We start from the raw sequence: 23,192 nt of genomic DNA, 5'->3' as shown, positions 1-23,192 counted from the left end.
CGCTACAGATACACCGATGGTGCGCTACACGCGCACCATTTTTCCGTCATATGCAGCTTTGTAGATAGAAGCACATTGTTGTTCGGTAAATACAATATGAGTGGCTTTATCCATATCAAGTTTAAATTCAACAAGTTCGCATGTGTGATTTTTAAATTTGTTGTAGTCAATACCATAAGATGTGTTATCACAATCAAATAGATAGATGATCCATGGTTCTTCAAAAATAATGGTTCCAGGTGTTAATTTACGTTCATATTGTTTTTTCTTTTCTTTTGGTTTAGGTTTATTTAATTGTTTATTTACCCAGTCATTTCGATATGTGCAGGATACTTCAATTAAATTATTAATATCTAAATCTTCAAATGTATATGTATTAGATAAATCAATAGAGCGTGGAATGTTTTTGAACCGAAAATATTTAGAATCGGTTAAGTCACCACCATTTATACACTTATACATTTCGTATTTATTATCCTTTATGTCATTGAAGTAATAGTAAGACTTGTTGATTTTAAAGATATCACCTTTACGAATGGGTATTTCCATATTAAAATTTAATATTGCTTTATTTCGAATATTGGCATAGGCTTTTAATTCTCTGGCAATCTGACGTACACAATATTCATCCAATTCTTTATAAATATATTGGATATGTGCAATTGGAATGACATAAGCACAATCAAATTGCACAACAGAATCTTTGTATCGAGAGTTTTGAGAATCATATACTTCATTGGTAAATATATGTTTCTCGTAAGATCTTAAGCTTTTAGGATGTGTAGCACATGCATATCCATAAAGTTCATCTTTTCCTTTTTTTACAATCAAAAAAGGCCTTGTTGTGTGTCCTTCAGGAATGGTTTTTAAAGCTTTATCTGTCACTGGCATTGTGCAATATACTAAATTACCAACAGATATCTGATTAAAAATATCTTCTTGCCAATCTTCATAGGCATGTTTGGATTTAAATCCAATATTACAAATATTAGCTCCAATTTTTAAGTACTTTTCTTGTTGGAGTGTACATTTATTTTGTTGTGTTTGTTCTTCATGTTTATAGAATAAACTTCTAATAAACGTTTGGATAGATTTAAAATACCCCATTATGTTCTTGTTCATGTTCGAGCCCTCATTCAAGCCAACCATATCATCTTAATTGACATTATCGATGTCTAAAACATAGATTGTTTTAAAAAGTGAATCAAACTTGTTTAAGTAATGTGATATAAACAAGTTTATATTGAACTTGTTTAAGTAATATGTTATAAACAAGTTGGATGGTGATTAGGATGAAATATAGGTTTTCAGAGGATTTGAAGTCAATTCGAGAAATTTTAGGACTTTCACAAAGCGAATTTGCAGATAAGATTGGAGTTGAGCAGGTTACTGTTTCAAGAAATGAATTAGATGATTTAGATGCATCAGCAAATTTATTGGAGGGTGTATATGCTTTTGCGTTTGCACAAAATATTAAAATTAACAGATTAAAGGAAATGCTCTATCGAGATGACTTAACTCAAAATGAAAAATTACTTTTCCATGGAGCAAAAAGTGAAATAGTTGGGGATATAGACATTCATAAAGGTCGATATAATAATGATTTTGGACAAGGATTCTATACAGGTGAAAGCTATGAACAAGCTATTTCTTTTGTTTCAGGATTTGAACATTCTTCTGTATATTATTTTTGTTTTGATGACAGTAATTTGAAATGCAAGAGATATAAAGTGGATCAAGAATGGATGATGACTATTGCGTACTATAGAGGTGCACTTGATGAATATAAAAATCATCCTAAAATAAAAAAACTTATAGAAGATACAAAGGATTGTGATTATATAATTGCTCCTATTGCTGATAATCGTATGTTTCAAATTATTAATTCTTTTATCGATGGTGAGATTACAGATGAGCAGTGTAAGCATTGTTTGGCTGCAACAAATCTTGGAATGCAATATATTTTTAAAACTCAAAAGTCATTGTCTCAGATTAAACCATTAGAGCGATGCTATATTTCGGTTAATGAAAAAGAATACTATAAAAATATTCGACTAGAAGAGTCAAGGTTAGGAGATAATAAGGTTAAATTAGCGAGAAAGCAGTATAGAGGAAAAGGAAAATATATCGATGAAATCTTAGTATAAAAAGAGGTGTGATGCATGAGGGAAATAAAGAAAATAAATAGGGATGGTTTGCTTTTGTGCGAGCTTCAGGCAAAAGCTTTTGAAAATTCTATTGATAAGATGGAGTCAAGTTCAGAAATATTTATTAGGCGATTTATGAAAAGTAAGATTGCAAAAAGATTGGATAATCAATCGATTTTAGATAGTAATATTCAGGCAAATGATATTTTAGCGTTAGTAGATGAAGAATATGGTGCTACTGATTATGGTTCTGTAAAATATACGCATAATGAAATGTATTGGATTGGATATATTTATAGATATTTTTCATTTACCTACGATTTATCTTCTTCACAAGTTTACAAAATTATAAAACCAAAAGAATTGAGAGGATTGTTTTTACCATATCATACAATGGATCCATCTCAAGCAATTGAGAGAATACTAGAGGCAAAAGGAATGTTTATTGATGAAGAGACAGAGCTACAGCGTCAGTATGAAATATTTAAAAGAATAAGAATGAGTAAGAAAGATAAATGATTAAAGTGAACGGATACAGTGTATATCCGTTTTTTAACATTTGATACGTTGGATGAAAATGGAATAAAAAACTGTATGAAAACGATTTCAGACATGTTAATATGAAATTAGAAAAGGAGGACATAGTAAGATGACATTAGATTGGCTAGTTTACGTATTAGGTGTAGTAGTTGTTGTTTTCTTAGTTGGTATGTTCTTCAAGTATAAAAAGCACAATCGATATGCCGATAAATTTGAAGACACATATCCAGACGCAAAGTAAGATTATGAAAAAGAGACAGAGAAAAAAGAATAATAAAAATGTTTTTATTCCGTTGATTCCTGTTGAAATGACGGAAGAAGAGGTAAAACAAATTTTTAAAACTAGAGAGGGGGATAAATCCGAGGATAGGTGTAATATGCATCATAGTACTTGTGATGGAGTTCATGTTTCAGATGAGCTTTCCTAAATGGGGATTCATTTCTATGGTTGTTCTACTTGTAGGTGGAACTATTTATGGATTTTATATCCATGATTACTTACAAGAAATGATGTGTGTTGCAGATATTGGGTTTTTTGTGCATGCGTATGAACACTTTAATAAATAAATTCAAAGTCATTCGATATTTCATTAAGAATGGAATATTCAATGAAGAAAGGGCAATTGAGATTTCTAAGTTTGATCATAATACAATAGAAGCTTTAGTACATTCTCAATTATTAGTACAAGTAGATGGTCGTGTATATTTGGATAAACCATTGTATGACTTTAGATACAAAGAAAAATATATCTATTATGGAGAGATTATATTGTTGATCATCCTCTTAATATTTGCGTCTTATGTACATTATTTAAAAACCACATTGTTTTGGAGACAATGATATGAAAAAAAATCGGATTCAAAGATTACAAGAGGATATGAATGAAGATCTTCAAAAATATTTAGATGAAGACTTATTGGATACAACTCCAAAAAGAAAGAAGGAATCTACTTTCTGGATGAAGTGTGTAGCTTTATGCTTATTATGTAGTTATGGAATTGCACAATTTCTAGGAAGAGTATTAGGTGATAAACAGGCAATAGTGCAATATGGACTTGCGGGTATAATCGTGATTTGTGCACTCGCTTTCTATATCTGGCTACGAAGAAAGTATAGGTAATGATTATGAATGATAAACAGAAAAACATTATTGATAAATTGAATAAGGATAATAAATCATTAAATCAAGGACATAAATCCATGGTGGAATATTCTAAAGGAATGATTTATATAGGCTTATTTGTGGTGTGTTTCTTGATCTACTATTTTACGAAAAATGCATTTCTATTTGGATTCTTATTATTTGAAATCTATAATTCGATCTACGCAAAGAATGATAAGAAGAAGGTTGGAATTGGTATTATAGTTGGAGTTGTAATCTATATTCTTTTGGAATTGTGGATATAATCATATTGGATTGAATCCAATATAAAAGATGGGCTATTGCAGCATGTGTAGCATTCCTTTTTGAATAGAAATTTAGTATTGAACGATTCATTGATTAATGTATTTTACGTAGGAAAATAACAAATGATACGTTTGAATGAAAACAAATAAAAACTGCATGAAAATGATTACAGATATGCTGATATGAAATTAAAAAAGGAGGTGGACCTATGAAGAAGTATGCAGCGGCATTGCTAAGTGTATTGTTGGTGTGTGGATGTTCTAATATAATACCAAAAGAGAATAATAGTGAAGAAAAAGTAGAGGTTAGTCAGGAAAAGCTAGAGAATATGACAGCCTTATATACGGGTCTTGCAGAAGCGAATGAAACGATAGATAATAAGTCGAAAATTGGTGTATGGGCCTATTATGAGGATGGTACAAAAGAATTCATTACGGAAGGATGGACTGTCAAAGAGCCTGTCACATTAGAAGCTGGAAAGACTTCAGAGGTTACTGTTGAATATCGGGGATTAGAAAGTACGATTATGGTTGAATGTAGTGAAGTGGATGAAGCCTTTTTTTAGGCAGAGTCACAATCACCAGATCAATCGGATTTAGAGGTTACACATTCTAAGTGGTATGGAAAGAAATTGACATATACAGGAAAAATCATAGCTCGCGTAGATGATAAAGATTTTAGAGGATACATGATCAGTATCTTTGATGATAAGTCGTATGTTTGTGTACTTGATTACAATAAAGAATTTGATTTTAAAGAAGGTCAAACTGTTACATTCTGGGCATATGGTCTTGGGCGTGTGGAATCCAAAGGATTGTTTGGAAAAGAGAGAAGTTGTATTGCGTTTAAGGCAAAATATATGGAAGATGTATAATGACGTATAAAGAAAGTAAGGTGAAATAATATGTGGAATCGATAACAAGTTAAAGAACAAGCTAAACAAATCATGAAACGAAACTATTGGAAAATGTTTCTGGTTACGCTGATTGCAGGAATATTGAGTACTAATTATGTGACTGTTATTCAAGAAGTACAAGGTTTAGTACCTGATGTTGTATTGCCAAGTATGTTTTCTTCAATCCTTTCATTTTTATCAATGGAATCTATTGTAGGATTATTATTTTCTATCTTTATTGGCTTTGCCATTAGAGTCGGAGAACCATATTATTTCATTAAAAATCATTATGGAAATCCAGCGTTAAATGAAATATTTCAAGGCTTTAAAGGGAATTATTTAAATGTGGTAAAAATCATGCTTATCATGGAATTAAAAATAATGCTTTGGCTTTTATTACTTGTAGTTCCTGGAATTATAAAGGCGTATGAATATTCTATGATTCCATATTTATTGGCAGAAAATCCTAATATTACTACAGATGAAGCTTTCTCGTTATCCAAACAAATGACTACGGGACAAAAGATGAATCTGTTTGTCTTAGATTTATCTTTTCTAGGATGGTATGTTCTAGGTTTTCTTTGCTTTGGAATTGGAGCATTGTTTGTGAAGCCATACGATGTAGCTGCGTTTACAGAGGTATATTTGATTCTGAGAGATTCTGTAAAGAAGGATGAGTGTGCAACGGATATTCAAAGTGATTAGAAATGAAAAAACTTTATTGATTAATATAACAATATAAATCCATGATGAATAATAAAAGAGTATCACTTGTTTATGGTGATACTCTTTTGACTGTTTATTTTTCGTTTTCATCAACGTAGATACAATCAAAGCCCATATTCATCTTCTTTGGAAAATAATCTTTTACTAGATAATATTCAGTATCTCGGTTGAATACGATATGATAGTTGACTGGATTTAGGTTTGTTGTGCATAGTCTTTGAAGGCCAAAGAATAATACACTGGATATGTACTTTCTTTCATTGGCAAACGTACGGGCAATTGTGTCTCTGCCGTATTCTTCTTCATCCTTTAACTTACCTTTATAGTAGAACTCCCAAAAGTCAACTTTTAGCTGATCCCAGTCTTCCACTACAGTTAATCCGTTACCGGATCTTTTTTTATGCAGTATACCAGCATAGTTGGCAGTACGAGTATTTGATATCTTTGTATCAAGACGAATATCTATATTGGCAATCCATCCTTCACATGTTTTCTTACCGATATATAGAAGGGCAGTTTTTGTACATGCGTCTGATAAATCATCATCTTTTAAATTGTCATAGAATACTTCCTGTTTTGACTTGCCTGTGTATTTTGAAAATAAAGCCAACTGTTTAGGATTCATAAGTCTACCATCTTCATTTACTAGAGTATTCAATGTTTTATAGTTGATTCCTACCTGTTCAGCGAGTTGTTTCATGTTTAAATTTCTTTCTGAACATAAAGAATCTATATAGGATTTTACAGACATAGTACCCCTCCGAAATCTATAAATATATTAACATGGTAAAGTACATAAAAAAAGATATCCGGAAATATGCGCATTATGCAGTTGCAATTTCCGGATTAAATGGTATGATAAATATGAAAGTTATAAGTCGTATTTATAAATAACTTCTAGAAAGGGGAAATTCAAAATGGAAAAACTATATTGGGGTCCCACGGATGTGGCAGCTTATGCGAACATCAGCAAATCCAAGGCATACCAATTCATTCAGGTTATGAAGGATGAGTATGAGCTGGATGAACGGCGACTTTTAAAAGGAAAAGTTCCGGTTGTTGTCGTGAAGGATTTTTTTGATTTTAAGGTAGAAAAAAAGGCTTAATTTGGCTGGCACCAAATTAAACCGGAGGCATGTAATATACCCCTAAGCACGTATATTATAGCACATTATACAAAATGTGGCCTCCTTTTTATCTTTTTTTGGAGGCTTTTTGAATGCTTATTCAGAAAGTCTGTTTCGTAATGAGGTAAAAGGAGTTTTTTTATGGAAAATAATAAGAAGATTAAACCCAATTCCTATTATTCTATTCAATATTGGATGATAAATGAATTGGGGTTAAAAGGATTGGAATTGAGTATTTATGCGATTATCTATGGATTTTCGCGTGATCATTGTGGTGCATTTACAGGCAGTCGTAGTTATTTGGCAGATTTTACAAATTCAACTAAAGCTGGTGTAGATAAAGCTTTAAAAAGTTTAATACAAAAGAATTTGTTAGAGAAGAAAGACTTTGTAAATCATGGTGTTAAAAATTGTATTTATGTCGCAAAAGAGGTGGCAAACTTAGTTAGCTACCAGTCAACAGAGTTAGGTGGGGTGGCAAACTCAGTTAGCCAGGGTAGCCAACTCAGTTGTCCTAATAATATAGAAGATAATATAGAAGATAATACACTCTCTTTAGAAGTGAAGCATTTTGGACTTTATGGAAATGTTATTCTAAATGATGAACTGTATGATCGATTGCTTATTGAATCGGAAGAATATGCGGATGAATATATCAATAGACTGGATTCACATATTGAAATGTATCAACTTCACAAACAGTATTCTGCATATGCTCCTAATCAGTTCTTTATCAAGATCTTTGACATGCTGCGAAGAGACGGGCATGTGGAGGTGTAGTCTATGTCTGTAAAACGTTTAGGGAATAAGAAATATGAAATTCGAGGTACGGTTACTCTATCTACTGGTAAATATCATCGTTATTCTTTTCGAAAGACTTTTAATTCCATCAATGATGCGCGTGAGTTTGAATTGAAATATAAAGAATCTTTTAATGCAGAAACAAACACTTTTGAAAGTCATTCTTATACATTGAAAGAGTTTATTGACGTATATGATCTGGCTAAGGCAAATCAATTAAAGTCAAGTACAAAACAAAGTAATACATATATTTCAAAATACTTTGAATCTTTGTATGATGAAAAGATTCAATCTCTAACATCTGGACAGATCAAACAGATTACGGATGCTGCATTTAAAAAAGGCTTGAGTGAAGAATATGTAAATAAGATGCTGACATATTTGAATAAGATATTTAACTATGGACTCGAAATGGGATATGTACAGTTTAATCCGGTCAAAAGAATTCCCAAATACAAAAGACCGGACAAGATCATTGATGAAGACGATTTCTATACTCCGGATGAATTTGAGCAGTTCATTCAATGTTTTCCAAGAAATAAAGAAAACGGAGAATACGTCTGTTATGTCATTGTGAATCTTTTGTATTTTATGGGATGTCGATTTGGCGAATGTGTTGCACTAACAATGAACGATATTGATATGGACAAGGGGACAATTCGATTCAATAAGACAGTAGCTAGGTATGTGCAGGGAAGATCGTATCTGGTTACTCCGCCAAAGACAAGGAACAGTATTCGAACGATAACGATGCCCAAACGAATGAAATGCATCATGCAGGAATATTTGGATTGGTACAAAGACTTGTACTGCATCACAAAAGATACATTTCTGTTTGGAGTGGACAGACCCGTTCTTGCGAAAGTTGTGAAGAAGCGTATGGCAATTGCCTGCGAAAGATCAGGAATTCGCATGATCAAGATTCATGGGTTTAGACGAAGCAATGCATCACTTCTATGTAATGCGAATGCACCTGTATCATTGGTCGCAAAACGCTTGGGTCATACACAAACGGAATGTTTGAAGACTTACGTTAAGTTCTTCAATAATTCCGAGCAGGATCTGATCGACATCATTGATTCTCAATTCGAATGATGTCGCTAAAAGCTCAACGCAGTTGCCCGTCATTGAACTTCATTACCGCCTTTAGTGCGGTAGTGGGGTTCAATAGGGAAGGGCATTACCATCAAGCTGGTAATTATGGCAAGCAAGGCTTGCTCAAAAGAATGTGTGGAAATAATTAATGAACAATAATAAGGGGGATACGCAAATGAATCGATTTAAATTATATTTAAATGATACGAATATTGAACATCAAAAGGAATGTATAAAAATACTTTTTAAACATTTCAATGGGACATATCGAAATACATATAATGGCAATTTGGAAGTGATTATTGAAGAAAAGGTTTCAAACACTGGAAGACCTAAGAAAAAACTTCCCAGTGTGGATGTTCTTAGAGCAGAAAAACAGGAAATGACTTTTGAACAGATGTGCAATAAGTATGGTGTTTGTCGTACAACATTGTATAAAATATTGAAATCGGGTGATTTGCATGAATGAAGTGTCGGTTACGATTACGGCTGGAGAAGGATGTGAAGAACATAATCATGGCTTGGAGTATCGCTCGAAACTTGAGCATACGCATGATACGGGCAAAGATACAGTGATTGAGCTTGTGCCTTATGAAAAAAGCTATAAGGAACAAATTAATGAATTGATGAAACTGTATATTAAAGAACGTAATGATTATACTCTGAAACGCAAGGCTGCCGCTTGGGATCGATATAATAGTGGCCAAATTAAGACAAAGCCACGTAATCGGGATTATCCATTGATTGGAAATGATTATTATACGCAGCATCTGCACGATCAGATGCGGAATCCAAAAACGAATAAAATGGAACAAATAAAGATGTTTCGTTCTTTAATCATTGGTTTGGGCGATAAGAGTGATCGTGAAAATGGCAAGATAACGAAAGAACAAGCACTTCATATTTTTAATGAATTTCTTGTGAAATTTAAAGAGGATTTTCCTTATTTCCATGTATTAGGAGCTACTGTACATTTAGATGAATCTGGGTTCTACCATATGCACCTCGATTTTAAGCCTATTTATGAACGAGCAGAAGATATGGAATATATTCAAAAACATGGTGGGGGATTGCGCTGTGGTACGGGTTTGGATGAAACATTAGTACGCATGGGATATAATCCGGAACAGTCTATAATCAATGAAAGAGATAAAGTTCCAATTTTATTTAATGCGATGCGAAATAAGATGTATAAAAACATGGAAACCATTATGAATGAGAACGATTTATATTTGATGTATGGAGCTACAAGTATTAAGGAACCGGAAAAAGATGCATCGGTAAATATGCCACTGAGCCAGTGGCAAGATACAAAGGATAAAACATTAGAAATGCAGCATAATATGAATGTCGCAAAGGATTTTTTGAAACAAGACACTGTGGATGAAAAGAATATTGTGTATGCGTATGAGAGGTTGGAAAATGTATCTTCACAATTGGTGGAAATGGAGAATTCACCAAAATCAAGATTGAATAAGAATAAGATCGTTGTTGAATATCATGTGTTTGATCAGCTTAAAACGTTTATTCATGAACTAAAGTCAATGATTGGAGCCCTGTTGAAACGTATCAAATTGATGAGTGATAAAATAGATAGCTTGAAAGATGAGAACAAGACGCTAAATAACAAGCTGGATAGTACAAAGAATGAATTGGTTCAGTATAAGAATGATAATAGGTTATTGAAGATTAGACTAGATGATGTGAAAGAACAGAATTCAGTTTTACAGACTAAAGTGAATGATCATAACCATAGTATGTTGACAATGAGTAAGAAGCTGAATAAGTCTGAAGCTAGAAATATTGCACTAACTCGATTTGTGAAAGAAACAACGAGAAATCAGATTCACTTAAAAAATGGACAAAGCATTACGGTATATGATGCAATAATAAATAAACTAAGTCCTGAAGATAAGACAAGGGTTAGAAAAGCAATGGACTTAGAGGGAAATAAAAACAGTCGAAATCGATGAAAAAAAGCGGATAATTTACTATCCGTTTTTAATATGCTTTGAAAATTTTTTGCGATTTTTTTGCGAATTTTGTTTAGAAAAACACTTGTTTTATTGGTTTATATAGATATGGAATATAACCATAATGTGAGAATATGCTTTAAATAAGGTATAAAAAAAGCACCTGGCAAATGCTAGGTGCAATCTTTGACAAATGGTGGTCTCAGTCGGAATCGAACCAACGACACAAGGATTTTCAGTCCTTTGCTCTACCAACTGAGCTATGAGACCACATGGTTGCGGGAGAAGGATTTGAACCAACGACCTCCGGGTTATGAGCCCGACGAGCTACCAGACTGCTCTATCCCGCGATGTGAATTAATTAAGATGGCGCAGAAGCTGGGATTCGAACCCAGGCGCCGCTCGCACGACCTACCGGTTTTCAAGACCGGACCCTTCAGCCACTTGGGTACTTCTGCATATGTATAATTGGTGGACCCTGTAGGACTCGAACCTACGACCCGCCGGTTATGAGCCGGATGCTCTGACCAACTGAGCTAAGGGTCCAAGTTAAACTCGTTGGTGGCTGGAGTGAGACTCGAACTCACGACCTTCCGGGTATGAACCGGATGCTCTAGCCAACTAAGCTACCCAGCCGAATTAAATAAAATAATGGTCGGGATGACAGGATTTGAACCTGCGACCCCTTGATCCCAAATCAAGTGCACTACCAAGCTGTGCTACATCCCGATATTTTTAGAAAAAAAATAAATGGCGCGCCCAGCAGGAATCGAACCCACAACCTTTTGATCCGTAGTCAAACGCTCTATCCAGTTGAGCTATGGGCGCATTTATTTCAACTGAGCTTTTGTGTCTCGCTCAGTGCCCATTAAATATACCATCACTTTAAAATGATTGCAAGCACTTTTTTTAAATTTTTTTAATTTTTTTTAAATTCGTGTTTTTCAACCTATATACGTAGTATAATTACCTATATATATAATTTTAAAAAAAAGGAGATTTAAATCATGAATAACATTGAATCAGTAAAAGGACACTTGATCGTATCTTGTCAGGCACTTCCAGATGAACCTTTACATTCATCATTTATTATGGGACGTATGGCTAGAGCTGCTAAATGGGGTGGCGCTAAAGGTATTCGTGCTAATACTGTAGAGGATATTAATGAAATTCAAAAAGAAGTTGATTTACCAGTTATTGGAATTATTAAACGAGTATATGGAGACTGCCCAGTATTCATTACACCTACAATGAAAGAAATCGATGAATTGATTGACGGAGCACATCCAGAAATCGTTGCCTTAGATGCAACTTGTCGTGTTCGTCCAGATGGAAGAACTTTAGATGAATTGTATGCGGATATTCGTGCTAAGTATCCAGAACAAAAATTAATGGCAGACTGCTCTACATTAGAAGAGTGTCTACATGCGGCCCAATTAGGCTTTGATTTTGTAGGAACAACATTAGTTGGATATACAGAAGAAAGTAAGGGCGATAAAGTTGAAACGAATGATTTTGAGTTAATGCGTAAATATTTAGAACAATCTAACGTACCAATGATTGCCGAAGGAAATATTGATACACCAGAAAAGGCACGCCGTGTATTAGAACTTGGATGCTTTAGTGTTGTAGTAGGATCTATTATTACTCGTCCTCAATTAATCACAAAACGATTTGTAGATTGCATTGAGGGATAAATATGTTAAAGAAGGAACAATTAGAAAAATTATTAGAACGTTGTATGGCTTCTTCTTGTGATTTTGCCGAAATCTTTGAAGAAGAAGGTACAACCGAATCTTTATCCATGTTGAATGGAAAATTAGAAGATACAAATGTATTGATTCGTGCTGGTATTGGAATTCGTCTATATAAAGGTGTGCAATCTGTATATGGATACACAAATGAAACAAGTGAAGAATCATTAAATGCTTTAGTGGATGATTTGCGTGGAGGTTTTGGCATAGAATCTAAATCTGTATCGATCTCTTTGGTTGAAGAAAAACATGAAAATCGTCATCCAATCAAGGAAAATCCTGTCAAAGCTTCATTAGAAACGAAAGTTGCCTTAATGGTACGTGCAAGTGATGCGGCAAAGGCATATTCAGATAAAATTCAAAAAGTATCTGTAGGGTTGGCAAGTGTATGCCAAAATGTACAGATTTCAAATAGTGAAGGAAGACTCGTACATGATACAAGAATTCGTTGTCGTATGTCTGTATCCTCTTTTGCCCAGGATGGTCAAAACTTGCAATCTGGCTATGAAGCACCAGGTGCAAGTAAAGGCTTAGAATTCTTTGAAGAAAGAACTCCAGAATCTATTGGAAAAGAAGCAAGCCGTATTGCCTTAGTATTATTAGAAGCGAAAGATTGTCCATCGGGAAAAATGCCAGTCATTATTGATAATGGCTTTGGCGGTGTTATTTTCCATGAAGCTTGTGGACATGCTCTAGAGGCAAGTTCAGTCAGTAAAAATCAGAGTGTATTCTGTAATAAATTAGGTCAAAAAGTCGCAAGTGATAAAGTTACGGCTATTGATGATGGCACAATTCCAAATGCGTGGGGCTCACAAAATGTAGACGATGAGGGAAATCCCCAACAAAAACGTGTATTAATTGAGAATGGTATTTTAAAGAGTTATATGGTCGATCGTTTGAATGGTCGAAGAATGGGACTGGAATCGACTTCAAGTTCACGCCGTCAGTCTTATAAATTTGAAACAACTTCGCGTATGACAAATACATATATTGCGGCTGGAAATGATGATTTTGACGAAATGTTTGAAGGAATCAAACGCGGATTGTGTGCGAAGAAAATGGGTGGTGGAAGTGTAAATCCACAAACCGGAGAATTTAACTTTGCCGTATTAGAAGGTTATTTAATTGAAGATGGCAAGATTTCTTATCCAGTAAAAGGAGCTTCTTTGATTGGTAATGGTGCGGATATCCTATTTAATATTGATCGCGTTGGCAAAAACTTAGAGCGTGGACAAGGTATGTGTGGCTCTAGTTCGGGTTCAATTCCTACAGATGTAGGTCAGCCAGCCATTCGTGTTTCACAAATTACAGTAGGAGGTACGGCCAATGAATAAACAATTATGGATTGAAAAAGCACTTGGCCTAGGTATTCAGGAATTTGAAATCTATCAATCTACAACGGTTGAAAAAGAAATGACTTGGTTTCAAGGCCAAATGGACACTTTAGTATCCAGCAAAGTGACAGGTACAAGTATTCGTGGAATTGTAGATGGAAAAATGGCCAATATGGCATTGGAAGAAGTAAACGATGATCAATGCGAAATCATATTAAAATCATTGATTGAACAAGCACATATTATTTCAAATGAAGAAACCGATTCATTAAGAAAGCCTGAATCCATTGATTATGTAAAAGAAGATGTGACTTGGAATATGGCTAGTACAGAATGTGTGAAGGATATTCTTCAAAGCTTAGAAACTAAGATTCTAGCCTATGATCCACGTGTCATTCAAGTTGGATATTTAGGATATTCACAAGGCAGTGGAAGCCGCAGTATTGTGAATAGCTTAGGTATGGACGTGCAAGATGCTGATGAAATGCAATACATTGTTGCCAGTGTTGTCGTTAAAGAAAATGAAGAAATCAAGGATGCTAGTTTAGTTGAAGTTGTATATGACTTTGAAAAGTATGATTTAGATTCATTTGTTTCTCGTGTTTGCGACAAGGCTCTCAATAAATTAGGGGCAACACCAATTTCAAGCTGTACATGCCCAGTTATCTTTGAAAAGGATGCGATGACATCTTTATTTGCCGCCTTTACTGGTTTATTTAATGGGGAATTAATGTATAAGGGAATTTCACCTTTAAAAGATAAGTTTAACGAACAAATTTTCTCTGAACAAATCACAATTGTTGATGATCCAAAGAATACAGATTGTTTAAGTATTGCCAATTTTGATGATGAGGGTTGTCCAACTTCTTCAAAAACTTTGGTGGATCACGGAAAATATGTTATGATGCTTCATGACACAAGAAGTGCCAATCGAATGCATACAAATAGTACAGGAAATGGTTTTAAATCGGGCTATGCATCTAGCGTAAGTGTACAACCAATGAATTGTTATATTGTACCTGGAAATGATAGTTTTGAGGATTTATGTACAAAAATTAAGGATGGCTTTGTCGTACAGAATTTAGCTGGACTTCATGCTGGACTTGATTTTGTTTCTACAAACTTCTCACTACAATGCTCAGGCTTCTGGGTAAAGGATGGTAAAAGAGATAAGAATGTTACCTTGGTTACCGTCGCAAATAATTTCTTAAATATGATGAAACACGTAATTAGTGTGGGTAACGATTTAGATTGGAGTTATCATCAGGTCGTAAGTCCAAGTATCGCTTTTGTTGAGTGCACAATTTCAGGGGAATAATTATGGTAAATGAATTTAAAAATGAAAAACTACAAGAAACATTAATTGTATTTAATAGAGAAAAAACAGATTCAGCATTTAGAAATTTGTTGGATGCGTTTATTTCGACTAATTTTCTAATTCCAGCACAATGGGATAAAAATCCTTCTCGCAATGAAAAGGGAGTCTTAGTCTTTGAACCAAATACACAATTCCAATTGTCTTTGATTCAAAATGATAAGGGAGATAGTTTCTTTCCAGTCTTCTCAAGTATGGATCAATTGAAAAAATGGGATCAAGATAGTGAAATACATTCCTTGGTTATGACTTATAATCAATATATGCCATTTGTGAAGATGGCATTAAACCAGATTCATGGCATTGTGATTGATCCATTTGGAGCGAATGTTTTATTAGACTGCAACTTATTGGTTGAACTTGATAAAAGTCGTGGTTCACAAGTGAGTGAAAATCCAATTCATAAAGGAGATAGTTTAAAGCTTCGTGATCCTATTTCAAGTGTAACAGAACTTCAAAGAGCTATCTGTGAATTTGGTGACTCTCACCCAGACATTCTTTCTATTTATTTGAAAGAAAGAATGGTCAAAGATCAGCCTAGCCATTGGTTTTTAGTTGTGGATATGATCAATGATGATAAGCAGACACTACAAGATCTAGGAAACTTCTGTACGCCTGCAAGTTATGGAAAAGGTTTTGAATTTATGTTTGGAAGTATGGAAATCGCCAAGAAAATTATGGCGGATACCATTCCAACATATGTAAAGGTTACAAAGTAATTAAGGTGCAATTCAGCACCTTTTTCTTATATAATAAAAGTATGAAATTACCTGAATATATATTAGAAATCATAAATACAATAAATGATATTGGATATGAAGCGTATGTGGTAGGAGGCTGCGTCCGAGATTATTTATTAAATCGTCCGATTCATGATTATGATATTTGTACAAGTGCTAAGCCCGAAGTGATATTGAACCTATTTGATCGAAGTGTGGGAACAGGACTCAAACATGGAACGGTAACAGTCTTATCGGATTCCCCAGTTGAAATCACAACCTTTCGCTTAGAGAGTGAATACAAGGATCATCGTCATCCAGATAGTGTGAAATATGTTTCTACAATTGAAGAAGATTTATCAAGACGTGATTTTACTGTGAATGCGATGGCCTATCATCCAAGTCGTGGCTTGATTGATCCGTATAAAGGACAATTTGATCTTAAAGCGAAAGTGATTCGATGTGTTGGAAGTCCGGATCGAAGATTTAATGAAGATGCTCTAAGAATGCTTCGTGCCTATCGTTTTTGTGCAAAACTTGGCTTTTCGATGGATGAAACAGTTAAAAAATCCATCGATACAAATGCATCTTTGATTCAATATGTATCGATAGAAAGAATTGTGCATGAATTAAAAGAAATCATGGAAACAAATCCACAAGTATTGGCGAGTATGACACTTCTTTTAAAACCTGTATTTAATGAGTTGGATTTGGCATTGAGGTGTAGTCAAAACTCAATCTATCACTATACCGATGTCTTGCATCATACTTTAGATGCGATGTGCTATTTAAAACCATATGATGAAACTTTGGCTTTTGCGCTATTATTCCACGATTTAGGCAAAGTACAAGTAAAAACAACGGATTCGAATGGAAAGGATCATTTTAAGCATCATGCGCAGGTAGGAAGTGAATTATCGAAAGAGCTTTGTCGACGTTTTAAACTTACAAATGAACAAAGAAAGTGGATTCCATTCTATGTCTTACATCATGATGATAAATTTACTTGTGATTTAGACTGTATTTATAAGTATCGCATTACATATCATTTGGATGAAGAACACTTGTTGAACTTACTTCAAATACGCTATTGTGATGCGATGGCCCATTCTGAATTGGGACAAAAATCAGCTAAAGACGTAGAACTTTTCTATGTGTATTACATCCAAAATAGAAATCGCTGTATGAGTATATCTCAACTTGCATTGAATGGAAAAGATATTATAGAAGCTACAAATTTAAGGGGAAAACAGATTCAAGAAGCTTTGAATATGTGTTTAAAATACGCTTTTTATCATCCGGAAAAGAATAGGAAAGAAGAATTATTGAATATTATAAAAAATGAGTTATGATCGTTCATAACTCATTTGTGCTAATGTCTTTTTAAAGTTTTTAATAAATAACGTTACTGTTGTGCTTACCGCAATAAAATCTGCGATAGGTTCTGCAACAAATACCGCAAAGATATGATTGGATAAGATGTTTGGTAAGATAAAAATCAATGGAATTAAGACAATGATCTTTCTAAAGATTGCTAAGAAAACTGAAATCTTAGCGTTTCCAAACGCAATGAAGGTTTGTTGGCAAGAAATCTGAAGTCCCATCAATAATACGCATGCCATATAGATACGAATGGCCCAACTTGCCATTGCCATTAAGTCTGGATCGTTAGTGAAAATAGAAATAAATACTTGAGGAAATAATTCCACTAGAATCCAGATGATACTTGCGTATGTGAAACAACATAGTGTTTGAAGTAAAAAGCCTTTTTTAACGCGCTGGCCATTTTTAGCACCAAAGTTATAACTGATGATGGGTTGTCCACCTTGCGTTAATCCTTGTATTGGCATCATCGCAAACTGCATAACGCTTGTTAGAATGGTCATACTTCCAATCGCAACGTCCCCACCAAATTTAGATAATTGCATATTGAAACATAAAGAAATCAAGCTTTCTGTTGACTGCATCACAAAGGGTGCGATACCTAAAGCTAAACTAGGAAATAATAGGCTTGGAACAATTTTAAAGTTTTCTTTTTTTAACTTAAGAACCGTTTGATTACCACTCAAGAAACGAATAACCCAGATTGCACTGATGGCTTGCGAAATAATGGTAGCTAGTGCAGCCCCTCTTACTCCCATATTGAATCCAAAGATAAAGATAGGGTCTAAAATAATGTTTAAGATAGCTCCAATTAAAACAGTCATCATACTTGTTTTTGAGAATCCTTGACAAGAAATGAAGGCATTCATTCCGAGTGTCATTTGAACAAAAATGGTTCCTAAGGCATAAATACCCATATATTGTTTGGCATAAACAATTGTTTTTGAACTTGCCTGGAATAATTGTAGTAATGGGATTTGAAAAACCAATAAACATACAGTTAGAGTTAATGAAATCACAATCAATGCGATAAAACAATTTCCCATGATTTTTTCTGCCGTTGGATTATCTTGTTTACCCATATAAATACTAGCTCTTGGTGCACCTCCCATACCGACTAAACACGCAAAAGCGGATACAATCATTATAATTGGAAGACAAACGCCTACGCCTGTTAGGGCAGTAGCTCCTACATTTTGAATGTGACCAATATACATGCGGTCAACTACATTATAGAGTAAGTTAACAATTTGACTTAAGATGGCAGGAACCGCCAACATAAAGAGTAACTTACCAACTTTTTCATGTCCTAAATCCACTTCGGACGCTGTTGTAAATTTCATTTTAGTTTGCTCCTTCTATTTTTTCATTCATTTTATTCATTGTATCAATCATGCATTGAATATTTTCTGTAGGAATATCGTTGAATAAAACTTGATTGATTTTATCAATCTCAATAGAGATTTTTTCTAATACAGGAATCGCTTCTTCCGTTAATTCAATATAAGAAATCCTTCTATTTTCTGAAACTTTCTTCATTGTGATCAATCCCTTTTGTTCCAAACTCGTTACGCTTCGAGAAACCAAAGCTTTTGAAACACCGAGTACAACACGAAGCTGTGTGCTTGTCGTAATGGATGTGTTGTTTTGTAGTAAAATCAGAATCGAAATTTCATTTGGGGAAAAAGTGTATTCTGAAAATCGATCTTTGATTTGTTTGCCGTAATATTCACGCAATCGATTGGATAAACGTAAAAATTCTTCAATTGTCAACATATGTCCTCCTAATGTTTACTTGTGAACGGTTCAATTGTAAACAAATAGAAGTATTCTGTCAACGAAGAGAAAAAATATACTGTACAATAATTGACTACTCGAGTAAGATGATTATAATTTTAACTAATTGGGGGAGGGATATGCATGACGTTAAAAGAGTTAAAAATAGGACAGAGTGCATTGATTAAGGCCGTTGGAGGAACAGGTGCATTAAGACAACACTTTCTAGACATGGGAGTTATACCTGGTGCTGAGGTTACCGTTGTAAAGTTTGCGCCTATGGGCGATCCAATGGAACTACAGATTCATGGTTATGAATTGTCGCTTCGTTTGGATGAAGCTGAAAAAATATTAGTTGAATTAATTGATGAGAGAACAAGAAAACATGGAAGTGCAGAAAATATAAATAACACGGTTCACCCTGGACTTGGTGAAGATGGTAAATATCATGTAAAGGCAGATGAAAATCCTTTACCAGAAGGTACATGTTTGACATATGCCTTGGTAGGAAATCAAAACTGTGGGAAGACCACATTGTTTAACCAACTCACTGGATCAAATCAACATGTTGGAAACTTTCCTGGCGTAACAGTGGATCGAAAGGATGGTCCAATTAAAGGCTATCCAAATACAATGGTGACCGACTTACCGGGTATTTATTCGATGTCACCTTATACAAGTGAAGAAATCGTATCACGTAATTTTGTGTTAAACGATAAGCCTAAGGCTATTATCAATATAGTAGATGCCACAAATATTGAGCGAAATCTATATTTGACTATGCAATTATTAGAGATGAATATTCCGATAGTTGTTGCGTTAAATATGATGGATGAGGTTGCCAATAATCAAGGTTCGATTGATATCAATGGTATGGAGGCTATGCTTGGAGTACCAGTTGTACCTATTTCTGCAGCTAAAAACCAAGGTGTGGATGAATTGATTGAACATGCGATTCATATTGCAAAGTATCAGGAAAGACCCGGTCGTTTAGATTTTTGTGGAGAGGATGATTTTGGAGGAGCCGTTCACCGTTGTATTCACTCTATTTGCCACTTAATTGAAGATCATGCCAAAAAGGCAGATATTCCATTGCGTTTTGCGGCTAGTAAAATTATTGAAGGCGATAATTTGATTCTTGATTGTTTGGATTTAGATAAAAATGAAAAAGAAATGATTGAACACATTGTGCTTCAAATGGAAAAAGAGCGTGGACTCGATCATAGTGCAGCTATTGCCGATATGCGTTTTTCCTTTATTGAAAAGGTTTGTGAACAAACCGTAGTAAAGCCTAAAGAAAGTAAAGAGCGTGTTCGAAGTGAAAGAATTGACCGTATTTTAACCGGTAAATATACTGCAATTCCTATGTTTATTGGAATTATGTTACTTGTATTCTATCTAACATTTAATGTAGTTGGAGCATGGCTTCAAGGTTTATTAGAACTTGGTATTGATTGGATTACACAAGTAGTGGATGCATGGATGACAAGTGCTCACGTAAGCTATGCCGTACACAGTTTAGTGATTGATGGTATCTTTGCGGGTGTTGGTTCTGTATTATCTTTCTTACCAATCATTGTGACACTATTCTTCTTTTTATCTATGATGGAAGATAGTGGATATATTGCGCGTGTAGCCTTCTTTATGGATAAAATATTAAGAAAAATTGGATTATCAGGAAGAAGTATCGTTCCTTTATTGATTGGATTTGGATGTACGGTACCAGCCGTTATGTCAACACGTACTTTGCCTAGTGAAAGAGATCGTAAGATGACGATTTTGTTGACGCCATTTATGTCTTGTACCGCAAAATTACCTATTTATGCTTTCTTTGTGAATGCATTCTTTCCAAAACAAGGTGGTTTAGTTATGACAGGACTTTATGTTTTGGGCATTGCCGTAGGTATATTGATTGCGTTCTTATTTAAAAGTACTTTATTTAAAGGGGAAGCTGTTCCATTTGTGATGGAACTTCCAAATTATCGTTTGCCCGGATTAAAAAATGTAAGTCAATTGCTGTGGGAAAAAGCGAAGGATTTCTTACAAAAAGCTTTTACCGTTATTTTTGTGGCCACTGTACTTGTATGGTTCCTTCAAAGCTTTAACTTACAATTTGACATGGTCAAAGATTCGAGTCAAAGTATTTTGGCGATGGTAGCCGGTTGGATTGCCCCTGTGTTTGCGCCATTAGGACTTCAAGATTGGCGTATTGTGACGTCCTTAATCAGTGGATTTATGGCTAAGGAAAGTGTTGTTTCTACACTACAAGTATTATTTGTAGGTGGTGTACATAGTGCATTAACGACATTATCCGCTGCTTCTTTACTTGTATTCTGCTTGATTTATTCACCATGTGTTGCGGCTATCGCATCTATTAAACGAGAACTCGGTGCAAGATGGGCAGTCGGTGTAGTTGCATGGCAATGTGTACTTGCGTGGATTTTAGCCTTTATTGTTCATGTGATTGGTTCTGTATTATAAGTAGCTTTAATGCTACTTTTTTTTTGAAAAATGGTTTATAATTTTTTCATATCTAAGGGAGCTAACTATATAAAATTCAAGTATTTTTTATGAAAAAGTTTGAAAATACAAAATAACTAGATTTTTTAGTTAGTTTTAAATTGATCTTTGAAAATGTGAATATTGGATTAAATTTAGGCATGACGAAAAGAACTTTTAAAATATGATTTTTTAAAAGTTCAGATGCTTTAGATGCATATGTCTTATCTTAATAATGCAGGATCAAATGATTGTCCTGTTTCTAGTAAATGATAAATGACTCTAAGCAGCTTTCTAATGCAGTGACCTTGAGCACAACGGTGTCCTTTACCTTGAGATATCTTCAATCGATAGTATTTCTTAAATACAGGATTATTGTTAATTACAGGCAGTATGACTTGATACAAAGTCTTTCTAAGATATTTAGATCCTTTCTTAGTTATGGCAGTGTGCTGGGCGTTGTATTGACTCGATTCATAGTGATAGGGGGCTACTCCTGCAAATTTAATGATCCGAGAAGGCTTGGAATAATTGCCAATATCTCCTAATTCGGCTAAAATAGAAGTACCAGAGAAATGAGAAATCCCTGGAATGCTTAGGATAGGAGAGTTGTTTTTGATCGAGAACTCTTCTATTTTTTTATCTATTTCAGCGATTTGCTCTTTAATAAGCATGATTTGGCTTACCAAGTGTTTGATCTGTATAGTTTCAACTTCAGAAGAGATTCCGATAGAATTCTTAGCACATTCTTTTAACTTTTCAGCAGTCAATGAAATGCGGCCGCCTCTACCTTTGATTTCAAAACATTTACGAATTGTACGAATATCTGTAGAAGCGATAGCTTCAGCACTGCCAAACGTTTTAAGAAGATTCATGTAAACAACACCATATTTAGAACCGAATAAGGTATTGAATTCAGGGAAAACAAGATCAATTGATTTCTGTAGTCGATTACAGTATATATTGAGTTCTTCCTTTAGATTATGGTGATGACGAGTCAATTGTCTTTGTTCATATAAATCAAAACGGTCAACTTTAGTAATACGATACTGTTTCTTGCGCTCAGGAGTATCGAGAACATCACAAATGGTGATTGTATCCAGTTTGTCATTCTTAGTAATGCCACCTTCCATCTTGCGTGTGAGATCAGTGGTTTTAGGGTTGATCAAGGCAACCGTATATCCGTTGCTAAGAAGAAATTTAAGAAGAGCAACATGGTAATGCCCAGTGTCTTCCATACCTAATAGAATTGATTTTTTAGAATATGGTTTAAGAGAGTTGATCAGAAAGTCAAATCCTTCTTTGTTGTTAGAAAAAGAAGAAGGTGTAACATTGAATTCACCAGTTTCCTTGTCCATAACACAGAAGTGGTGACTGTTCTTTCCAACATCGATACCAACTAATTTCATAAATAAACATCCTTTCTTGATTAAAATTTGTGAAAATGGTTATCCACAACACTTAGACCACAAAACCTGGTTCAAAATACGAATTCAAAGACTCATCTAACTAATCACTGTTTTGGAATAAGGTGTGGTAAGAACCTCCCTAAAGTAGTCAAGCTACAGGGTATAAATATACAAATCCACATTCACATATTCAATTTTACAAATTAACAAAACCGTCTTCAACTACGGTT

At 34.3% G+C, this 23,192-nt stretch carries 27 protein-coding genes and 7 tRNA genes; 22 read left to right on the top strand and 12 right to left on the bottom strand.

What is annotated here, in order from left to right; all coding sequences use genetic code 11:
* Nucleotides 1-24: 24 nt before the first annotated feature.
* Nucleotides 25-1,122, bottom strand: coding sequence for a hypothetical protein (locus Q3907_RS03085; protein WP_301897191.1), 1,098 nt, complete (start codon nt 1,120-1,122; stop codon nt 25-27).
* A 170-nt stretch (nt 1,123-1,292) separates the two neighbouring features.
* On the opposite strand from Q3907_RS03085, the gene Q3907_RS03080 reads away from it, so the two are divergent.
* The 11 genes from Q3907_RS03080 to Q3907_RS03030 all read left to right on the top strand — a co-directional run bounded on the left by Q3907_RS03080 (nt 1,293) and on the right by Q3907_RS03030 (nt 5,696).
* Nucleotides 1,293-2,147 (top strand): DUF3990 domain-containing protein, encoded by an 855-nt coding sequence (locus Q3907_RS03080; RefSeq protein ID WP_301897190.1) that lies wholly within the window; start codon nt 1,293-1,295, stop codon nt 2,145-2,147.
* A 15-nt stretch (nt 2,148-2,162) separates the two neighbouring features.
* Nucleotides 2,163-2,666 carry an antitoxin gene (locus tag Q3907_RS03075; protein ID WP_301897189.1) on the top strand — a complete coding sequence of 168 codons (504 nt, stop codon included), beginning with the start codon at nt 2,163-2,165 and terminating at the stop codon, nt 2,664-2,666.
* Nucleotides 2,667-2,796: 130 nt separating this feature from the next.
* Nucleotides 2,797-2,928, top strand: coding sequence for a hypothetical protein (locus Q3907_RS03070; protein WP_256269302.1), 132 nt, complete (start codon nt 2,797-2,799; stop codon nt 2,926-2,928).
* Nucleotides 2,929-2,932: 4 nt separating this feature from the next.
* Nucleotides 2,933-3,115, top strand: coding sequence for a hypothetical protein (locus Q3907_RS03065; RefSeq protein WP_118319957.1), 183 nt, complete (start codon nt 2,933-2,935; stop codon nt 3,113-3,115).
* Nucleotides 3,102-3,254 (top strand): hypothetical protein, encoded by a 153-nt coding sequence (locus Q3907_RS03060; protein ID WP_301897184.1) that lies wholly within the window; start codon nt 3,102-3,104, stop codon nt 3,252-3,254. Before Q3907_RS03065 ends, Q3907_RS03060 begins: the two co-directional genes overlap by 14 nt.
* Nucleotides 3,235-3,528 (top strand): hypothetical protein, encoded by a 294-nt coding sequence (locus Q3907_RS03055; RefSeq protein ID WP_295759108.1) that lies wholly within the window; start codon nt 3,235-3,237, stop codon nt 3,526-3,528. The genes Q3907_RS03060 and Q3907_RS03055 overlap by 20 nt, the downstream gene beginning before the upstream one ends.
* Nucleotide 3,529: 1 nt before the next feature.
* Nucleotides 3,530-3,808 (top strand): hypothetical protein, encoded by a 279-nt coding sequence (locus tag Q3907_RS03050; protein WP_301897182.1) that lies wholly within the window; start codon nt 3,530-3,532, stop codon nt 3,806-3,808.
* A gap of 5 nt (nt 3,809-3,813) precedes the next feature.
* Nucleotides 3,814-4,095 carry a hypothetical protein gene (locus tag Q3907_RS03045; RefSeq protein ID WP_301897180.1) on the top strand — a complete coding sequence of 94 codons (282 nt, stop codon included), beginning with the start codon at nt 3,814-3,816 and terminating at the stop codon, nt 4,093-4,095.
* A gap of 209 nt (nt 4,096-4,304) precedes the next feature.
* Nucleotides 4,305-4,661 carry a hypothetical protein gene (locus Q3907_RS03040; protein ID WP_301897179.1) on the top strand — a complete coding sequence of 119 codons (357 nt, stop codon included), beginning with the start codon at nt 4,305-4,307 and terminating at the stop codon, nt 4,659-4,661.
* 66 nt (nt 4,662-4,727) lie between these two features.
* The gene (locus Q3907_RS03035; protein ID WP_301897178.1) at nt 4,728-4,970 is read left to right on the top strand and encodes a hypothetical protein; all 243 of its coding nucleotides are present in this window, start codon (nt 4,728-4,730) and stop codon (nt 4,968-4,970) included.
* A gap of 72 nt (nt 4,971-5,042) precedes the next feature.
* Entirely contained in the window at nt 5,043-5,696 is a 654-nt protein-coding gene (locus Q3907_RS03030; protein WP_301897177.1) for a DUF975 family protein, read from the top strand.
* A gap of 94 nt (nt 5,697-5,790) precedes the next feature.
* Here the strand turns inward: Q3907_RS03030 and Q3907_RS03025 are convergent, their stop codons facing one another.
* Entirely contained in the window at nt 5,791-6,468 is a 678-nt protein-coding gene (locus Q3907_RS03025; RefSeq protein WP_301897176.1) for a hypothetical protein, read from the bottom strand.
* Between the two features lie 166 nt (nt 6,469-6,634).
* Between Q3907_RS03025 and Q3907_RS03020 the strand changes: the two genes are divergently transcribed.
* From Q3907_RS03020 to Q3907_RS03000, 5 genes are all read left to right on the top strand, one after another.
* Entirely contained in the window at nt 6,635-6,823 is a 189-nt protein-coding gene (locus tag Q3907_RS03020) for a hypothetical protein (RefSeq protein ID WP_195233073.1), read from the top strand.
* Between the two features lie 162 nt (nt 6,824-6,985).
* Nucleotides 6,986-7,624, top strand: a complete 639-nt coding sequence (locus tag Q3907_RS03015) for a hypothetical protein (RefSeq protein WP_301897175.1) — start codon at nt 6,986-6,988, stop codon at nt 7,622-7,624.
* A gap of 3 nt (nt 7,625-7,627) precedes the next feature.
* The gene (locus Q3907_RS03010; RefSeq protein WP_301897174.1) at nt 7,628-8,740 is read left to right on the top strand and encodes a site-specific integrase; all 1,113 of its coding nucleotides are present in this window, start codon (nt 7,628-7,630) and stop codon (nt 8,738-8,740) included.
* Nucleotides 8,741-8,888: 148 nt separating this feature from the next.
* Entirely contained in the window at nt 8,889-9,209 is a 321-nt protein-coding gene (locus tag Q3907_RS03005; protein WP_301897172.1) for a hypothetical protein, read from the top strand.
* The gene (locus tag Q3907_RS03000; protein ID WP_301897171.1) at nt 9,202-10,713 is read left to right on the top strand and encodes a plasmid recombination protein; all 1,512 of its coding nucleotides are present in this window, start codon (nt 9,202-9,204) and stop codon (nt 10,711-10,713) included. The genes Q3907_RS03005 and Q3907_RS03000 overlap by 8 nt, the downstream gene beginning before the upstream one ends.
* A gap of 194 nt (nt 10,714-10,907) precedes the next feature.
* On the opposite strand, the gene Q3907_RS02995 is transcribed toward Q3907_RS03000, so the two are convergent.
* The 7 genes from Q3907_RS02995 to Q3907_RS02965 form a co-directional block, all read right to left on the bottom strand.
* A tRNA-Phe gene (locus Q3907_RS02995) sits at nt 10,908-10,983 on the bottom strand.
* A 3-nt stretch (nt 10,984-10,986) separates the two neighbouring features.
* Nucleotides 10,987-11,063, bottom strand: a tRNA-Met gene (locus Q3907_RS02990).
* A gap of 17 nt (nt 11,064-11,080) precedes the next feature.
* Nucleotides 11,081-11,171: transfer RNA gene (locus Q3907_RS02985), tRNA-Ser, on the bottom strand.
* 11 nt (nt 11,172-11,182) lie between these two features.
* Nucleotides 11,183-11,259: transfer RNA gene (locus Q3907_RS02980), tRNA-Ile, on the bottom strand.
* A 13-nt stretch (nt 11,260-11,272) separates the two neighbouring features.
* A tRNA-Met gene (locus tag Q3907_RS02975) sits at nt 11,273-11,349 on the bottom strand.
* A 16-nt stretch (nt 11,350-11,365) separates the two neighbouring features.
* Nucleotides 11,366-11,442: transfer RNA gene (locus Q3907_RS02970), tRNA-Pro, on the bottom strand.
* A 22-nt stretch (nt 11,443-11,464) separates the two neighbouring features.
* A tRNA-Arg gene (locus Q3907_RS02965) sits at nt 11,465-11,541 on the bottom strand.
* Nucleotides 11,542-11,720: 179 nt separating this feature from the next.
* Between Q3907_RS02965 and Q3907_RS02960 the strand changes: the two genes are divergently transcribed.
* Genes Q3907_RS02960 through Q3907_RS02940 form a run of 5 tightly spaced genes read left to right on the top strand, consistent with a single transcriptional unit; the run spans nt 11,721 to nt 17,247 of the window.
* On the top strand, nt 11,721-12,410 hold the full coding sequence (locus Q3907_RS02960; RefSeq protein WP_295646887.1) for an N-acetylmannosamine-6-phosphate 2-epimerase: 690 nt from the start codon (nt 11,721-11,723) through the stop codon (nt 12,408-12,410).
* A gap of 2 nt (nt 12,411-12,412) precedes the next feature.
* The gene (locus tag Q3907_RS02955) at nt 12,413-13,801 is read left to right on the top strand and encodes a TldD/PmbA family protein (RefSeq protein ID WP_301897170.1); all 1,389 of its coding nucleotides are present in this window, start codon (nt 12,413-12,415) and stop codon (nt 13,799-13,801) included.
* Nucleotides 13,794-15,119, top strand: coding sequence for a TldD/PmbA family protein (locus Q3907_RS02950; protein ID WP_301897169.1), 1,326 nt, complete (start codon nt 13,794-13,796; stop codon nt 15,117-15,119). Before Q3907_RS02955 ends, Q3907_RS02950 begins: the two co-directional genes overlap by 8 nt.
* A gap of 2 nt (nt 15,120-15,121) precedes the next feature.
* Nucleotides 15,122-15,895, top strand: a complete 774-nt coding sequence (locus Q3907_RS02945) for an enhanced serine sensitivity protein SseB C-terminal domain-containing protein (RefSeq protein WP_295647385.1) — start codon at nt 15,122-15,124, stop codon at nt 15,893-15,895.
* 41 nt (nt 15,896-15,936) lie between these two features.
* Nucleotides 15,937-17,247 (top strand): CCA tRNA nucleotidyltransferase, encoded by a 1,311-nt coding sequence (locus Q3907_RS02940; RefSeq protein WP_301897166.1) that lies wholly within the window; start codon nt 15,937-15,939, stop codon nt 17,245-17,247.
* Here Q3907_RS02940 and Q3907_RS02935 read toward each other — a convergent pair.
* Nucleotides 17,242-18,621, bottom strand: a complete 1,380-nt coding sequence (locus tag Q3907_RS02935) for an MATE family efflux transporter (RefSeq protein ID WP_295646315.1) — start codon at nt 18,619-18,621, stop codon at nt 17,242-17,244. The two genes, Q3907_RS02940 and Q3907_RS02935, sit on opposite strands and share 6 nt — an antisense overlap.
* Before the next feature lies 1 nt (nt 18,622).
* Nucleotides 18,623-19,054 (bottom strand): MarR family winged helix-turn-helix transcriptional regulator, encoded by a 432-nt coding sequence (locus Q3907_RS02930; protein ID WP_295561315.1) that lies wholly within the window; start codon nt 19,052-19,054, stop codon nt 18,623-18,625.
* Nucleotides 19,055-19,198: 144 nt separating this feature from the next.
* Between Q3907_RS02930 and feoB the strand changes: the two genes are divergently transcribed.
* Nucleotides 19,199-21,535: a ferrous iron transport protein B gene (gene feoB, locus Q3907_RS02925; RefSeq protein ID WP_301897161.1), complete on the top strand. Its 2,337-nt coding sequence runs from the start codon at nt 19,199-19,201 to the stop codon at nt 21,533-21,535.
* A 242-nt stretch (nt 21,536-21,777) separates the two neighbouring features.
* Here feoB and Q3907_RS02920 read toward each other — a convergent pair whose 3' ends face one another.
* A complete protein-coding gene (locus Q3907_RS02920; protein ID WP_217256933.1) occupies nt 21,778-22,962 on the bottom strand; it encodes an IS110 family transposase in 1,185 nt (394 codons plus the stop codon).
* Between the last annotated feature and the right edge of the window lie 230 nt (nt 22,963-23,192).

Origin of the sequence: uncultured Holdemanella sp. (assembly GCF_958348295.1) — a bacterium.
GTDB lineage: Bacteria > Bacillota_I > Bacilli_A > Erysipelotrichales > Erysipelotrichaceae > Holdemanella.
This window is presented reverse-complemented; position numbering and strand designations above follow the sequence as displayed.

What these genes read in the sequence shown, in the direction of transcription:
- Q3907_RS03040 (WP_301897179.1), top strand. Translation starts at nt 4,305, where the DNA reads ATGAAGAAGTATGCAGCGGCATTGCTAAGTGTATTGTTGGTGTGTGGA.
- Q3907_RS03075 (WP_301897189.1), top strand. Translation starts at nt 2,163, where the DNA reads ATGAGGGAAATAAAGAAAATAAATAGGGATGGTTTGCTTTTGTGCGAG.
- Q3907_RS02935 (WP_295646315.1), bottom strand. Translation starts at nt 18,621, where the DNA reads ATGAAATTTACAACAGCGTCCGAAGTGGATTTAGGACATGAAAAAGTT.
- Q3907_RS03000 (WP_301897171.1), top strand. Translation starts at nt 9,202, where the DNA reads ATGAATGAAGTGTCGGTTACGATTACGGCTGGAGAAGGATGTGAAGAA.
- Q3907_RS03005 (WP_301897172.1), top strand. Translation starts at nt 8,889, where the DNA reads ATGAACAATAATAAGGGGGATACGCAAATGAATCGATTTAAATTATAT.
- Q3907_RS03015 (WP_301897175.1), top strand. Translation starts at nt 6,986, where the DNA reads ATGGAAAATAATAAGAAGATTAAACCCAATTCCTATTATTCTATTCAA.
- Q3907_RS03070 (WP_256269302.1), top strand. Translation starts at nt 2,797, where the DNA reads ATGACATTAGATTGGCTAGTTTACGTATTAGGTGTAGTAGTTGTTGTT.
- Q3907_RS03045 (WP_301897180.1), top strand. Translation starts at nt 3,814, where the DNA reads ATGAATGATAAACAGAAAAACATTATTGATAAATTGAATAAGGATAAT.
- Q3907_RS02950 (WP_301897169.1), top strand. Translation starts at nt 13,794, where the DNA reads ATGAATAAACAATTATGGATTGAAAAAGCACTTGGCCTAGGTATTCAG.
- Q3907_RS03050 (WP_301897182.1), top strand. Translation starts at nt 3,530, where the DNA reads ATGAAAAAAAATCGGATTCAAAGATTACAAGAGGATATGAATGAAGAT.
- Q3907_RS03010 (WP_301897174.1), top strand. Translation starts at nt 7,628, where the DNA reads ATGTCTGTAAAACGTTTAGGGAATAAGAAATATGAAATTCGAGGTACG.
- Q3907_RS02960 (WP_295646887.1), top strand. Translation starts at nt 11,721, where the DNA reads ATGAATAACATTGAATCAGTAAAAGGACACTTGATCGTATCTTGTCAG.
- Q3907_RS02920 (WP_217256933.1), bottom strand. Translation starts at nt 22,962, where the DNA reads ATGAAATTAGTTGGTATCGATGTTGGAAAGAACAGTCACCACTTCTGT.
- Q3907_RS02955 (WP_301897170.1), top strand. Translation starts at nt 12,413, where the DNA reads ATGTTAAAGAAGGAACAATTAGAAAAATTATTAGAACGTTGTATGGCT.
- feoB (WP_301897161.1), top strand. Translation starts at nt 19,199, where the DNA reads ATGACGTTAAAAGAGTTAAAAATAGGACAGAGTGCATTGATTAAGGCC.
- Q3907_RS03030 (WP_301897177.1), top strand. Translation starts at nt 5,043, where the DNA reads ATGAAACGAAACTATTGGAAAATGTTTCTGGTTACGCTGATTGCAGGA.
- Q3907_RS03055 (WP_295759108.1), top strand. Translation starts at nt 3,235, where the DNA reads ATGAACACTTTAATAAATAAATTCAAAGTCATTCGATATTTCATTAAG.
- Q3907_RS03020 (WP_195233073.1), top strand. Translation starts at nt 6,635, where the DNA reads ATGGAAAAACTATATTGGGGTCCCACGGATGTGGCAGCTTATGCGAAC.
- Q3907_RS03080 (WP_301897190.1), top strand. Translation starts at nt 1,293, where the DNA reads ATGAAATATAGGTTTTCAGAGGATTTGAAGTCAATTCGAGAAATTTTA.
- Q3907_RS02930 (WP_295561315.1), bottom strand. Translation starts at nt 19,054, where the DNA reads ATGTTGACAATTGAAGAATTTTTACGTTTATCCAATCGATTGCGTGAA.
- Q3907_RS02945 (WP_295647385.1), top strand. Translation starts at nt 15,122, where the DNA reads ATGGTAAATGAATTTAAAAATGAAAAACTACAAGAAACATTAATTGTA.
- Q3907_RS03060 (WP_301897184.1), top strand. Translation starts at nt 3,102, where the DNA reads ATGAGCTTTCCTAAATGGGGATTCATTTCTATGGTTGTTCTACTTGTA.
- Q3907_RS02940 (WP_301897166.1), top strand. Translation starts at nt 15,937, where the DNA reads ATGAAATTACCTGAATATATATTAGAAATCATAAATACAATAAATGAT.
- Q3907_RS03025 (WP_301897176.1), bottom strand. Translation starts at nt 6,468, where the DNA reads ATGTCTGTAAAATCCTATATAGATTCTTTATGTTCAGAAAGAAATTTA.
- Q3907_RS03085 (WP_301897191.1), bottom strand. Translation starts at nt 1,122, where the DNA reads ATGAACAAGAACATAATGGGGTATTTTAAATCTATCCAAACGTTTATT.
- Q3907_RS03065 (WP_118319957.1), top strand. Translation starts at nt 2,933, where the DNA reads ATGAAAAAGAGACAGAGAAAAAAGAATAATAAAAATGTTTTTATTCCG.